General features: G+C 59.4%; 15 protein-coding genes and 2 pseudogenes. 8 read left to right on the forward strand and 9 right to left on the reverse strand.

The window, feature by feature from the left end; translation table 11 throughout:
- Positions 1 to 196: 196 nt before the first annotated feature.
- The 4 genes from V8P77_RS00110 (at position 197) to V8P77_RS00125 (ending at position 3,210) form a co-directional block, all read left to right on the forward strand.
- Positions 197 to 1,183 carry an MDR/zinc-dependent alcohol dehydrogenase-like family protein gene (locus tag V8P77_RS00110; protein WP_335910101.1) on the forward strand — a complete coding sequence of 329 codons (987 nt, stop codon included), beginning with the start codon at positions 197 to 199 and terminating at the stop codon, positions 1,181 to 1,183.
- Positions 1,183 to 2,205 carry a Gfo/Idh/MocA family protein gene (locus V8P77_RS00115; protein ID WP_335910102.1) on the forward strand — a complete coding sequence of 341 codons (1,023 nt, stop codon included), beginning with the start codon at positions 1,183 to 1,185 and terminating at the stop codon, positions 2,203 to 2,205. Before V8P77_RS00110 ends, V8P77_RS00115 begins: the two co-directional genes overlap by 1 nt.
- A 165-nt stretch (positions 2,206 to 2,370) precedes the next feature.
- Positions 2,371 to 2,580, forward strand: a complete 210-nt coding sequence (locus V8P77_RS00120; protein WP_025396608.1) for a helix-hairpin-helix domain-containing protein — start codon at positions 2,371 to 2,373, stop codon at positions 2,578 to 2,580.
- 75 nt (positions 2,581 to 2,655) lie between these two features.
- Positions 2,656 to 3,210 (forward strand): DUF1003 domain-containing protein, encoded by a 555-nt coding sequence (locus V8P77_RS00125; RefSeq protein ID WP_335910103.1) that lies wholly within the window; start codon positions 2,656 to 2,658, stop codon positions 3,208 to 3,210.
- A 366-nt stretch (positions 3,211 to 3,576) separates the two neighbouring features.
- On the opposite strand, the gene V8P77_RS00135 is transcribed toward V8P77_RS00125, so the two are convergent.
- The 4 genes from V8P77_RS00135 to V8P77_RS00150 all read right to left on the reverse strand — a co-directional run bounded on the left by V8P77_RS00135 (position 3,577) and on the right by V8P77_RS00150 (position 6,306).
- On the reverse strand, positions 3,577 to 5,379 hold the full coding sequence (locus V8P77_RS00135; protein WP_335910104.1) for a thiamine pyrophosphate-dependent enzyme: 1,803 nt from the start codon (positions 5,377 to 5,379) through the stop codon (positions 3,577 to 3,579).
- A gap of 125 nt (positions 5,380 to 5,504) precedes the next feature.
- Positions 5,505 to 5,675: a hypothetical protein gene (locus tag V8P77_RS00140; protein WP_335910105.1), complete on the reverse strand. Its 171-nt coding sequence runs from the start codon at positions 5,673 to 5,675 to the stop codon at positions 5,505 to 5,507.
- Positions 5,675 to 5,827 carry a hypothetical protein gene (locus V8P77_RS00145; protein WP_335910106.1) on the reverse strand — a complete coding sequence of 51 codons (153 nt, stop codon included), beginning with the start codon at positions 5,825 to 5,827 and terminating at the stop codon, positions 5,675 to 5,677. The genes V8P77_RS00140 and V8P77_RS00145 overlap by 1 nt, the downstream gene beginning before the upstream one ends.
- A gap of 59 nt (positions 5,828 to 5,886) precedes the next feature.
- Positions 5,887 to 6,306: a response regulator gene (locus tag V8P77_RS00150; protein WP_151520095.1), complete on the reverse strand. Its 420-nt coding sequence runs from the start codon at positions 6,304 to 6,306 to the stop codon at positions 5,887 to 5,889.
- Between the two features lie 335 nt (positions 6,307 to 6,641).
- Here V8P77_RS00150 and V8P77_RS00155 point away from each other — a divergent pair, with 335 nt between their 5' ends.
- A complete protein-coding gene (locus tag V8P77_RS00155; RefSeq protein WP_003551523.1) occupies positions 6,642 to 6,902 on the forward strand; it encodes a hypothetical protein in 261 nt (86 codons plus the stop codon).
- Positions 6,903 to 7,002: 100 nt separating this feature from the next.
- On the opposite strand, the pseudogene V8P77_RS00160 reads toward V8P77_RS00155, so the two are convergent.
- Positions 7,003 to 7,677, reverse strand: a pseudogene (locus tag V8P77_RS00160) (PQQ-dependent sugar dehydrogenase); the annotation flags it as partial.
- A 153-nt stretch (positions 7,678 to 7,830) separates the two neighbouring features.
- On the opposite strand from V8P77_RS00160, the pseudogene V8P77_RS00165 reads away from it, so the two are divergent.
- A pseudogene (locus V8P77_RS00165) lies at positions 7,831 to 8,543 on the forward strand (Crp/Fnr family transcriptional regulator).
- 32 nt (positions 8,544 to 8,575) lie between these two features.
- On the opposite strand, the gene V8P77_RS00170 reads toward V8P77_RS00165, so the two are convergent.
- Positions 8,576 to 8,803 carry a hypothetical protein gene (locus V8P77_RS00170; RefSeq protein WP_335910107.1) on the reverse strand — a complete coding sequence of 76 codons (228 nt, stop codon included), beginning with the start codon at positions 8,801 to 8,803 and terminating at the stop codon, positions 8,576 to 8,578.
- A gap of 95 nt (positions 8,804 to 8,898) precedes the next feature.
- On the reverse strand, positions 8,899 to 9,270 hold the full coding sequence (locus tag V8P77_RS00175; protein WP_335910108.1) for a hypothetical protein: 372 nt from the start codon (positions 9,268 to 9,270) through the stop codon (positions 8,899 to 8,901).
- Positions 9,271 to 9,530: 260 nt separating this feature from the next.
- On the opposite strand from V8P77_RS00175, the gene V8P77_RS00180 reads away from it, so the two are divergent.
- Together V8P77_RS00180 and V8P77_RS00185 are read left to right on the forward strand one after the other, a co-directional pair.
- A complete protein-coding gene (locus V8P77_RS00180) occupies positions 9,531 to 9,830 on the forward strand; it encodes a hypothetical protein (protein WP_335910109.1) in 300 nt (99 codons plus the stop codon).
- The gene (locus tag V8P77_RS00185; protein ID WP_335910110.1) at positions 9,830 to 10,105 is read left to right on the forward strand and encodes a hypothetical protein; all 276 of its coding nucleotides are present in this window, start codon (positions 9,830 to 9,832) and stop codon (positions 10,103 to 10,105) included. Before V8P77_RS00180 ends, V8P77_RS00185 begins: the two co-directional genes overlap by 1 nt.
- A 376-nt stretch (positions 10,106 to 10,481) precedes the next feature.
- Here V8P77_RS00185 and V8P77_RS00190 read toward each other — a convergent pair whose 3' ends face one another.
- Together V8P77_RS00190 and V8P77_RS00195 are read right to left on the reverse strand one after the other, a co-directional pair.
- Positions 10,482 to 11,222, reverse strand: a complete 741-nt coding sequence (locus tag V8P77_RS00190) for a Crp/Fnr family transcriptional regulator (RefSeq protein ID WP_335910111.1) — start codon at positions 11,220 to 11,222, stop codon at positions 10,482 to 10,484.
- 171 nt (positions 11,223 to 11,393) lie between these two features.
- Complete coding sequence (locus tag V8P77_RS00195) at positions 11,394 to 12,773, reverse strand: sensor histidine kinase (RefSeq protein ID WP_335910112.1); 1,380 nt, start codon at positions 12,771 to 12,773, stop codon at positions 11,394 to 11,396.
- Positions 12,774 to 12,888 lie beyond the last annotated feature (115 nt).

Consider the following 12,888-nt stretch of genomic DNA (forward strand, 5'->3'; position numbering starts at 1 on the left):
CGAACCAAGCGCGGCGAAGATTGTTCCGGCTTCAATGTCATCTTCTTTGACATGTTCTTTGACATCATCCGGAACATCTGGCGGCGTCGCTGGTTCGGCGGCCAATCTATGAGCGAAATATTTCCTCGAAGATTAAGAAGCGGCCACCGGCGTCTGTAGGCAAGCAGACCGGCCATGGCAAACGAAGGAGCAATTCATGAACATGTTGGCAAGAGCGGCCGAGGGAGCAATCCGGGCGGCGATCATCACCGGCCCCGGAGAAGTGTCCGTCGAAGAGAGACCTCTTCCCCAGCCGAAGCCGGGCCAGGTCAGGATCAGGCTCGAAGGCTCGGGCGTGTGCGCCTCTAATCTTGGCCCTTGGGCCGGCCCGGAATGGATGACCTTTCCGACGGAGCCGGGTGGTCTCGGTCACGAGGGCTGGGGCAGGATCGATGCGCTGGGCGACGGGGTGTCTGGCCTTAACCTGGGAGATCGGGTCGCTGCGCTCTCATATCATGCCTACGCCACCCACGACATCGCGGATGCCGACATGGTCGTGCCGCTGCCGCCGGCGCTCGACCGCCAGCCTTTCCCTGGCGAGCCGCTCGGCTGCGCGATGAACGTATTCCGGCGCAGTCGCATCGAGGCGGGCCAGACCGTCGCCATCATCGGGATCGGATTTCTCGGCGCCTTGCTGACGCAGCTTGTCAGTGGCGCCGGCGCGCGCGTCATCGCCATCTCGCGCCGTCCGTTTTCCCTCGAAATCGCCAGGCGCATGGGCGCCGCCGAGACGCTGGCGATGGACGACCACTGGCAGATCATCGAAGCTGTAAGAGAGTTGACCGACGGTGCTTTCTGCCACCGCGTCATAGAGGCGGTCGGCAAGCAGTGGCCGCTCGACCTGGCCGGCGAACTGACTGCCGAGCGCGGCCGGCTGGTGGTGGCCGGATACCATCAAGACGGTCCGAGGCAAGTCAATATGCAGCTCTGGAACTGGCGTGGCCTCGACGTCATCAATGCTCACGAACGCGATCCCCTGATTTATATCAGTGGCATGCGCGAGGCGATCGAAGCGGTCGTTTCCGGCAGGCTCGATCCGTCATCACTCTATACCCATGTCTATCCGCTGGAAGGCCTGGGCGAAGCGCTCGACGCCACCCGGGACAGGCCAGATGGTTTCCTCAAGGCGATGGTGACGTGCTGATGAACAGGATGGTAGATCGCTCCCTGCAGACGCGGGTCAAGCCCGTGAGACTCGGCTTCCTCGGTATCGGCTGGATCGGCAGGAACCGAATGGAGGCAATTCTTCGCACGCGGATGGCCGAAGCCGTTGCCATCGCCGATCCCTGCGAGGAAATGATAACAGAAGCCCTGCGCCTTGCGCCCGATGCGGAAATCGTCGGCGGTCTCGATGCGCTCCTGTCGCTCGACCTCGACGGCGTCGTCATCGCCACGCCGAGTGCTCTGCACGCCGAGCAGTCGATCCGGGCGCTGCAGGCCGGTGTTGCCGTATTTTGCCAGAAACCGCTCGGCCGATCCGCGGCGGAGGCGGAAGCGGTCGTGGCCGCCGCCAGATTAGCCGACAGGCTGTTGGGCGTCGATCTCTCCTATCGTTATACGCAAGGCATGCAGCGCATTCGCGATCTGATCAGAAATGGCGAGCTCGGCACTGTCTTCGCCGCCGATCTGGTCTTCCACAATGCGTTTGGCCCCGACAAATCCTGGTTTTACGACAAGTCGCTGTCGGGTGGAGGATGCGTCATCGACCTCGGCGTCCACCTCATCGACATGGCGCTCTGGTGCCTCGACTTTCCGCAGGTCACCGACGTCACGAGTACACTAATGAAAGGCGGCGAGCCGATCAGCGCAGCGGGGGATGTCGAAGATTTCGCCATCGCCACTCTGACGTTGGCAAATGGCGCGATTATCCGCCTCGCCTGCTCCTGGCGGCTGCAGGCAGGATGCGATGCGGTCATCGGCGCCGACTTTTTCGGAACATCCGGGGGTGCATCTTTCAGGAATGTCGGCGGGTCGTTCTATGACTTTGCGGCCTGTCGCTTCCGCGGGACATCGACCGAAGAACTTGTTCGGCCTCCCGACGACTGGGGCGGCCGGGCGGCGGCGGACTGGGCGGCCCGGCTCGCCAGTGGTCAGGCTTATGATCCGTCCTGCGAACGGCTTGTCGAGGTCGCTGCAATTATCGACGACATCTATCGGCACGCATGAAGCGGCGGCGTCGGCACGGCCGGACAAAATCTTTGCAGTCATCGGTGAATCGGCTGGAACCGCCGAGCCTCTCGCCGGTTTTGGCGGTCGCAAATCATCTGCGGGATGGACATGGCCTCTCGACCAGCAGGGAAGACGTCGAAGCCGCGGGCAGCCTCGAGCGATATGCTCGCCCGCAGCAAAATCCCTGTCTGGATCGTCAAGGCGCTTCTGTCCAGCGGCATAAAGCGTGTCAGTAAATTGTCTTCGATGACCGACGACGAACTGCTGGCGCTTCCCGGCATCGGCAAGCGGGCGATCGAACTGATCCGATCATTTCAGAGCGCCCGCGAAAGCGGCGGGAGCCAGGCTCGGGGATTGCCTGTTCGTCGATGAAATGAGCGGCGCTGGTCAAACGCGAAACTCTCCGCCTTCACAGAGGTTGGATTTGCTTAAACATGGAAGCATTCAATGACGGCACCGAAATCCGAGCAGCAGCAGAGCATGATATCCAGACGTCTCGACCGCAACATCGATGCTCTGCTGAAGCGGCGGGAGCAGGAGGCGCGACAATCGAGCCGGCAGGAGCGGGCGGCCGATGCCATTACCCGTTTCGCGGGATCGATGATGTTCGTCTACCTGCACCTGCTGGTCGTCACGCTCTGGATCGTCGTCAATACCGGCCTGCTTCCGCTGATACCCGCCTTCGACCCGTCATTCGTCATTCTGGCGATGGTCGCGTCCGTCGAAGCGATTTTCATCTCGACATTCGTGCTGATCAGCCAAAACCGTATGGCGGAGGCCGACGACAAGCGCGCCGATCTCAACTTGCAGATCTGTCTTCTGGCAGAGCATGAGGCGACGGAGGTGTTGACCCTGGTTTCGGCCATCGCCGAGAAACTCGGCGTCGAAATCGAGACGAGAGAGGAGCTCGAGGAACTGAAAGAGCAGGTGACGCCGGAAGAGGTGCTGGACGAAATCGAAGAGAAAATGCGGCGTCGGGAAACCAACACGCCGCTGGCGTAAAGCGGCGCAATCGCGGAACCTGGCCTAAACCGGCAAAGACGCATTTGGTGGAATTGTGCGAAAACCTCGCCAAGGCGACTATACGGAAGGCGACGAACCAACGGGCAGACCGCGCTTTTTTCGAAGCATTAGCGAGATCGGCGATCGCCCATGTTCCGATGCCGTCTGCCGGATCCGGCGAGATGTTCGGCGGCCAGAAGATGCCGGATGGCGAGGCGAGAGCGAGACCGGACCTACCGGAGCGGACGATAAGAACCGGCGCAGGCGATGAGCTGCGGCGCGAAAGTTGCCACCGGCTGAAGACAAGCTGTTCACAATGCTCTTTCCACCAGGTCACGCGCGGGTCGGCGCACCTCCTTCGACGGCTCAAGGGATGCCCGGCAAATCGGTCGTGTTTTCGGATAGTTCCTTTTCCTGCTCTCCGGCGGCCATCATCTCGCGAAGCGGCGAACGCGACACATTTGCCTCGATCGCCTGATGACCCGACGTATCGGCAAGCGCCTCGCGGAAATTCTTGGCGTAGTTTTTCGGCATCTTCGGCGGCATCATCGGCTCGTATTGATCGACGAAGGCTTGAATGACCACAGGACCGGCCACAGAAAAAGCTTCCTCCAAAGTCGGCTCGATCTGATCGAAGCCGCTGATCGTGAAGCCGTGGCCTCCCATTGCCTCTGCCGCCTTGGCAAAATCGATCGGCGCCAGTTCGCAGGCAAATTGCGGGTTGCCGAGGAACATCATCTGCTCCCAGGCGATCTGGTTGAGCATGCCGTTGCAGATCACCAGTATTTTCAACGGCAGAGCCATTCGGACAGCGGTCGAGAACTCCCCGAGCTGCATGCCGAATCCGCCATCGCCGATGACCGCGTAGATCGGCCGTTTCGGATCGGCAGCGCCCGCCGCAATCGCATAGGGCAGGCCGGAGGCCATCGAGGCGAGCGCGCCGGAGACGGCGAACTGATTTTCCGTGCCGAGGTCGATGTGGCGCGCCGTCAGCTCGGTGTTCTGTCCGGAATCGGCGACCAGCACGCCATCGGCCGCGACGCGCCTGCCGAAGGCTCGAACCACGGCCTGCGCCTTCAAGGGAGCGCTGCGATCCGTCTCCATCGTCTCCATTTTGCGGCGCCAGTCGGACATCGCCGTTTGCGCCTGTTCCAGAAACGACCGATCCGTTTTGCTGTTCAGCCTGGGCTTCAGCAGCCGCAGCGTTTCCCGCGCCTCGCCCACGAGACCGGCATCGACGGGGAAGCGCAGGCCAATGCGCTGGGGATCGCTGTCGATCTGCACGCCGCGGGCGGCTTCGGGCCGCGGGTAATATTCGATATAGGGAAAGGAGGAACCGACGATCAGCACTGCGTCGCACTGCTCCATGATCTCCTGCGACGGGGCCGTGCCGAGAATTCCGATCCCACCGGTCGTCAAGGGATCGTCGTCGGCGAGAGCCGTCTTGCCGAGCAGGGCTTTGGCGACCGGCGCGGCGAGCAGGTCGGCAATCTCGCGCAGTTCCGCCTGGGCGCCTACAGCACCCCGGCCGGCGAGGACCGCCACCTTGCGCGCATCATTCAGTATCCGGGCCGCACGATCGAGCTCGCTGTCGTCGGGCACTTGACGGCCGTGGAAATAGCGGTTCGGTACATGTTTGGGGCGATTCCGTTTCGAGCGCGATTTCGCGTCCATCTCCTGAACGTCATTGGCGACGGAGAGATGGGCGACGCCGCGGCGCGAGAGCGCCGAGCGGCAGGCAAGGCTGGCGACGTTTTCCATGTGCGAGGCATCACTGACATGCGCATTGTAGATCGCGACATTGTCGAAGACGCGGGTCAGGTCGACATCCTGCTGGGTAAAGGTCTCGATCAGGTCGTGATACTGCGTCCCGGTGATGGCAAGCACCGGCATCTGATCGAGCTTGGCATCATAAAGACCCGTCAGCAGATGCGTGCCGCCCGGTCCGGACGTTGCAAGGCAAACGCCGAGATTTCCGGTGAATTTGGCGTAGGCGCTCGCCATGAAAGCGGCCGATTCCTCATGCCGGACCTGAATGAAGCGGATCTGGTCCTGGCGCTTGCGCAACGCCTCCATGACCCCGTTGATGCCGTCTCCAGGAAGGCCGAAGATCACCCTCACGTCCCACTCAATCAGCGTGTCTATCAATATGTCGGCGGCATTGCGCATCGAATTCGTCCTCAGTTTGTCAAAGATCGCAAACCTGCATCGCAGTGAAAGGTTCCGAGTGCACGTCCCTGGAAAAGCTGCGCGGGCGGCGAACCGATGTGGCAGGCAGGTATGCCAGAGCGCATTCACATCCTATGCGCCAAGCCGTAGACGAGGATCGTGACGTAAAGCAGGAAGGCGATGACGGCCACGGTCGCGATCAAGGTGACGGCAATGCGTCCGCCTTTCAGGCTGTTTCGCTGCTGTTGAGCGCTGGGACGGGTTGCCTGTACGGGATCGTTTTCGGGCTTGTCCATCAGGGCTTCGCTTCCGTCGACATCTTTGCAGGTTCGCCATTTCTGCCGCTTGCGTTAAACGAGATTATCGAGCCGAAAACGATCAAAAGCCCAACCAACGTGATGGCGCCGATGTAGATGATGAAAGCCTGACCGTCCGATCCCTGGTTCATCTGCCTCTCCCTTGGTTCGCCAAACCAAAGAACAACGGCAATGTTCCCGCCAGATGGCCTTATCGCGTCTTTTTGCTTTCCCTGCAGTCATCGACCACAATCGACGTCGGCCCCTGACGTATGCAGCGCATCACTTCCGTCAGCAATGTCGCGGGCTCGCATGGTTTTTCTAACCACACGCCCTCGGAAAATGATAAGGCATCCGGGTGCATCTTCCGCTGAGCACCGGTGTAAACGATGAATGGGATACGGCGGCCGCGCAAAGATCTGGCGATCGCTCCAGCGACGCCGTCTGTCAATTCGATGTCCATCACCACGAGATCGGGATCGTTCGCTGTCAGCCACTCTTCGGCCGCTCGACAAGACGACACTGTCTCTATCCGATCGAAGCCGGCGCCATGAAGGATGTCTTCCACGTCCATCGCGATGATAATCTCATCCTCCATCAGAAGGATGGACCTCGTTCCTGCAACGCTCATGGCCAAACTCCTAAAACAGGGAATTATACAATAGACCTTCCAGGCCGAAATGCAGGCTTCGTGCGCTATCGCACCGTTATCTACCTCGCTTTTTCTGCTGCGCCATGTCGTCATGGGAGATCAGTACCAGCGCGATTTGGTCGCTCGTATTCCTCCTCGGATTTACAACAAGGGTCGGGAGCGAAGTGCTCCAGCGCGGCATGATCCCGGAAGATGACCACGCACCCTCCGCGTCATTGCTCAAGCACGCCATCGGCTGGAACTTTCCCTCGCGCGGTCGGTTCGACGCCGTGCCCCGGGACAGACCGCGGGGCCCAAATCGAACGGAGGTTTCCATGACGACCGCAAATACGACGACCGATCATTCAGCAATTCGCAAATGGGTGGAAGCGCGCAAGGGACAACCTTCTCGCGTCAAAGGCGCCAAGCAAGGTGGCATATTGCGCATAGACTTCGGAGAGCCGGAAGAGAAGTTGGAAAAGATCTCCTGGGATGAATTCTTCGCCATTTTCGATGAAAACGAGCTGGCCTTTCTTTACCAGGACAAGACCGAGGATGGGATAAGCCGGTTCAACAAATTCGTCAGTCGAAAATGACTGGCTGATATCGTCGAGTAGGCCGTGCTGCCATCTGTATGCGCGCGAGGAATGCAGGCAAAGGCGAGACAGGACCGCGTCAAGTTTGTACACGATCGAGCTAAGGCGCGCCGGTGATGCGCCAGATCGTGTCGCCGACGTCGTCGGCGATCAACACCTCCAAAGGGCACATAGACAACCTTCTAGCCGTTGATTTGATATCGGTTCCAGCTTCCATGTTCGCCGATAAACGCTCCGCCTTGATATTCGCCCGGCAGATTTTGGGCGGTGTAAAAAACCATGCCGAGAGGTGCCACGTGGGAGCTCAGTGCATAGTCCGGACCGATCGCCTTGGCGACGAGGTCGGGCCGTTGCGGATTGACCCGCGGGTCGACATTCTGGCCGAAATAGCTGTAGGGCCATCCGTAAAAGCCACCGTCCTTGACCGACGTCATGCAATCCCGAACCAGGTTCGGGCCGAGTTCGTCACGCTCGTTAACGACGGTCCAAAGGGCAGGGGTCTGCGGTTCCCAACTCAATCCGTTGGGATTGCGCAAGCCATGCGCAAAAATACGGAGGCGGCCCGTCGGTCTGTCGACCTCCCAGATCGAGGCGCGATCCTTCTCGGCCTCCATACCGTTCTCGGTGATATTGCTGTTCGAGCCGACGCCGACATAGAGCGATCTGCCGTCCTCGCTGGCAACGAGGCACTTCGTCCAGTGGTGGTCGATCGGTCCACCGGGAGTTCGGTCAACACCGTGCCGGGTGCCGTGATTTTGGTTTCGCCCGGTTGATACGATTGAACCGTCGGGCCCTCTTGTTCACAGGAAACAGGGTCGCGCGGACGTCGGACCGTCTGTACGCTATGGCACAGTGTATTGCTCAATGATTCTAGACGGTTAGGTTCGCCGCAGCAACGGGCGAAGGAAGGCCGTATGTGGACGAAACTATGGATGATGAGCAATTGAATTTTAGAAATGAGCTGTTGCGGGCCATGGGCCCACAAGAGCGCGATCTGATCGTGCCTCATATGGAGCCAATCAGTCTCGATGTCCCCTTGATCCTTGAGATGGAGAATACGCCGGTCGGCGACGTCTATATCCTCGAGTCGGGGCTAGCATCGATCGTGGCGAGATTTCCGGGCGGGCGCGATATCGAAGTTGGCATCGTCGGCCGGGAGGGAATGACAGGTGCCGCCGTGATGCTCGGCGGCGACCAGTCCGCCAATCGGACATTCATGCAGGTCTCAGGCCACGGGTTCAAATTGCCGGCACCCATCCTTTCCGCGGCCATGGAAGGAAGCCCGGCCTTGCGCAGCCTGTTGCTCGCATATGTCCAGGCGTTGCTTGCGCAAACGACGTCGACGGTGCTGGCCACGCCAAACTAGAGGAGCGGCTCGCACGGTGGTTGCTGATGGTCCATGACCGAACGGACGGCATGACGATATCCCTGACTCACGAATTTCTCGCCGTGATGCTGGGGGTCCGCCGCGCCGGAGTGACGGTCGCGTTGCATCTGCTGGAAGGCAAAGGACTGATCCGGTCCACCCGAAGGCAGATCGTCATTCTCAACAGGCGCGGATTGATCGAAGAGGCGCATGGCTCCTACGGTGCGGCGGAAGAGGAGTATCGGCGGCTGATCGGCAGCGCTCTCGCGCGTTGAGCGATCTTTTGATCAACCGGCCGTGATCCGCGTCAGCGGCGGCGCTTGCGGGCCGATGCCAGGCGACCCACCGAAAGCAATTTGTTCTGGTCTGCCACTCCATGCCGGTAAAGGCTGATCAGCAATGCCGCAATCTCCTGCGTTTCAGGCGCTCGCAGAGGCTTGCCCGTCTCGCAACAGATGGCATTCAAAATCGCCCGCAGATGACTGAGATCAGCTGAATCAAGGGCTTTCAAATGAGCAGACTGAGAATCGAGCATAGCGCCGTTCCTGACACAAAGACTTCGGATTATGCATGCCTCATCATGAGGTCCGCACACGCCCAGTGCAACGCTCGGTACGCAAACGCACGCATCTAGTGATAATAGCCGGCACCGGGTCCGAACAATGCTTCTACGATCGCGTTGATGTCGGCGGCACGATTGCTGAGGACGAAGCCGGCTGAGAGTGCTTCGGCCCGATGCCCTTGAGCGAAGACGAAGGGTATGCGCCGCGTCTCCAGCCATTCGTTCATTAACAGCATCGCCTCGTCGGGGATGGTGACGTCGATGATCGCCGCGTCACATGCCAAGGTTTCATTTGAATTACGCATCGTGACCATATAGACGCTGCTGGTGACGACCACGGCTTGACGCGCGGCCCATGCCTTCTTGACGCCGTCTGAGACAAAGCCGGGTTCACCAATGATGACGATCGTCTTGCCAGCGACCGGACTGAGCGATTTCATAGCGGACGCCTGCAAAAGTTGTTTGGACCGTCATCACGCTGCCAAACGGCAGTTCAAGCCGGCGCCGACAGGCTGTGCGTACCATATTCAAGCTTGCCATGCGACGTTCCTTTAATCTGCCGAACCCGATCGTGCTGCGTTGGTTCCCGAGCCTATGGTGAGAGGAGGGGAGGCGAGGCGGATTCGTACGATTCCGCACCAGCGGTTGAAATCGAAAATCCGAAATTTTAGGATCGCCTTACATAGTGGGGAGGAACACGATGATGCAGCACTCGGGAATTACGAAGCCGGCTCTGCAGCCTGGTGATATCGCCATGTTGCAGACTGTTTTGCAGGGATGGTGCCAAGAAAAATCCTGTGGGATTGCCAGTCCGGCGGCGCAGCATGTTGCCAGAGAACTTGTATCCTGGTTCGAGTGTGGCATTCGAGATCAGCGTAAACTCAGCGGCTTGATGCGATATATGCATATGGACTTCAATGGTTTGCCGATCTCGGCGAAGACGCCGCGTCGTGAGCCTCTGCGGTCGGCCGGCAACATTGGCGAAACCGGTGTGCTGTGATGGACAAACTTGTTTATTTCAAAGCGATCGCCGCGGATCCGGCTGCTCTCGATGCCGTCGATCGGCAGATTATTGTGCGAAAGATCGTTGATGAGCTTCAAGAGATTTGCGACAGCGACGCAAGCGGCGGTGCCAACCGCTACCCGGCGCTCATTCGTCTGCTCCAGACGATCCGAGCGTCGACCATATCGATCGCCAAAGCCGATGACGAATGTTGGCAGAGGATTATCGATGAACTCTTCCAGCTTCGTGCGACGATGGTTGATCTTAGGTAGGTTGCAAGGCCACCCATTGATACGGCTGGGACAACCGTGATGCAGGACCTGCCTCAATCGACGTCTGTTTTTTGGAGTTGACTCGGCTGGCGACCTTTTTTTGAGGAACGGACCGAAGGTTATGGCATTGAATCCGCAGCGATGGGCGGCGATGCCAAGATTTACTTCAACATCGTTTCCTGTGCAGGGACGATCGCCGACTTCGAGGGTACCGAGCGAGCTAGAGACACTCGGTGATGCCAGGCATGAGGCTGTACGCGACGCCAGAGCGTTGATGAGCCATGCAGTGCTTTTCAGGGAAGGTATTTCAGCCAGAGAAATCCACGTGTGTTATGAAGGGCCGCCGTTCTCCCGGTCGTGCCTTTCACCGAAACGATCAGCCCTTCCGAGTAACCGATCGCCGGATCGGCAGTCCAATCAGGCGCTCATATTCCCGCTCCGGTATGCCATAGCTTCCTGCGGCAATCTCTTCTAATTTTGCTCTATCGATGATCCTGACATTGCCGCGGGTGGCCTTGATCGCCTTTATTCCTTCGATGATATGCAGCTCGTTGGTGACGCCCGATCGGCGTACGCCAAGCATAAGCGACAGGAATTCATGCGTGAGGGGCAGATCGTTTCCGACCAGCCGGTCATGGCACATCAGCAGCCAGCGCGCGAGCCGCTCATGCATATTGTAGCGCCCGTTGGCGAGAGCCGATTGGGACAGCTGTATGTCGCAACAATGCACGTAATTGAGGAGCAGATCGTTGACCACCGGAAATTCAGCCGACACCCGCTTGAGCGATTCGACGGCGACCAGCAGGCCGGAGCCGGCGACTTGAAGGAAGGTCCGGTTGGGTGTCGTATTGGTCTTCAGCACCACATGGGCTCCCACCATGCCCTCATATCCGACATGCCCCACCTCGACAGCTTCGTCTTCGGCGCTGGTCGCCACCATCGACGCCAGACCCTCCTCGATGAAACAGACATGGTCAATCGGCTGATCGGATTCGACCAGGACATGCCTGGTCGGCAGGTGGACCGTTTCGGCATCGGCAGTGAGCAGGTCGAAGGCATCAGCGGACAGAGCCTTCAGCAGCAAGTTACGAACGTCACGCTGATCGAGTGCGGGCATGCACGTCTCCTTCGGGAGGGAGCCCGCGCTCATACCAGGAGCCGTTGCGATCGTGGCAATGATCAGCTTATGCGTCAAAAAGGCTGATATGGCCATAATCGGGAGGGGCTTTGTGCGGTTTTGACAATTCCAACACCAGGCGCCAGACCCGATCCATCGCCCGGAATATCGTTATGGATTGCGTGGCAAGCGGATCAAAAATCTCGCGCCCGGCCGTTGATCCTCGATCTCAAGTTCCGCCTTCAGCTGCTGCACGAGACCCCGTACGACCCTCATCCCCAGGCTCTTGCCGTCGTTTTCAAAGGATGAAAATTCTGCCGGCAGTCCTTTTCCGCCATCGGCGACTTCGAGGAGGATTTCGTCGTCGGTACTGCGCGCCCTGACGGTGACACGGCCGGAGGCGTCGGGATAGGCGTGTTTGAAGGCGTTTGTCACCAGCTCGTTGACGAGAAGGGCGATCTGGATCGCGCGATCCGCATCGACGACCCATGGCTCCACGTCAACGGACACGTCGTGCTGCGAGGCTGATTGCTGCAGGCGTTGGCAGAGGCTCGACAGGAAATCCGCCAGATCCACCGTCTCGATATGTGGCTGACGCCACAATTGGTCATGCACCTGGGCAATGGTTCCAACGCGTGCCTCGGCATCGCTGAGGGCGCGCCCGACTTCCGGCTGTTGCGCCAAGCGAGCCTGCATCGCCAGCATGCCCGCTACCAGCATCAGGCTGTTTTTGACGCGGTGGCTGATCTCGCGCATCATGACCTGCTGATGTTCATCGGCAAAATGGCGCTCGGTGTCGTCGCGTAGAACTTTCAGGTAGCCGGCTCTGTCGCGATGGGCGCGAAGCGGCATGGTCAAGCCACTGCCCCAAAACGTCGTTCCATCCTTGCGCAGGTGAAATCGTTCGTTCTCTGCACGTCCGCGTTCGAACGCCGTTTTCATCTCGCTTTCCAGAGCATTCTCTTCACGATCCTCCGGCAGGAACAGGATGCGTGCGTCGCGACCGACGATATCCTGTTCCTCAAAGCCGAAAATGCGGCACGCCCCGGTATTCCAGCTGATGATCTGCCCGCCCTGATCAAGGGTGAAGATCGCATAATCCGTGGCGCTTTGGAGAATGAGCTGCAGGCGCTCCTGGCTGGAGCGCAATGTCTCGTCCTGCTGAAGCGTTTGTGTGCGGTCGCGAACGACCTTCATCAGGCCGTAGACGCCGCCGGCGTCGTTGCGAAGCGGCATCATCAGCCCCGAAGCCCAAAACATGCTGCCGTCTTTTCCAACGTGCCATCGATTGTCGTCGGCGCGGCCTTGGCGGAGTGCAACCCGCCTCTCCTTGAGCGGCACACCGGCGAGTTGGTCATCGAAGGAGAAGATGATCGCGCTGTTTTGGCCGATCATCTCATGTGGGGAATAGCCGAAGAGGTTTTTCGCACCCGCGCTCCATGTCGTCACCGTGCCATCGAGGTCCGTGGTGAAGATAGCATAGTCCAGGGCGCTCTCGACGATATGCCGATAGATGTCGGTGTCTTCACGCGGAAAGGCATATCGATCCATGCCGGTGAGCTCCCAGGAATGAATATCGGCTTACATTAGCATCTCCGCGGACAATTTCGCTGCGAGTGCGTTTGCGTACAGAGCAGAGCTAGGATCGACCAGCGCCGCGGAAGAT

Origin of the sequence: Rhizobium aouanii (assembly GCF_037002925.1) — a bacterium.
GTDB classification, from domain to species: domain Bacteria; phylum Pseudomonadota; class Alphaproteobacteria; order Rhizobiales; family Rhizobiaceae; genus Rhizobium; species Rhizobium aouanii.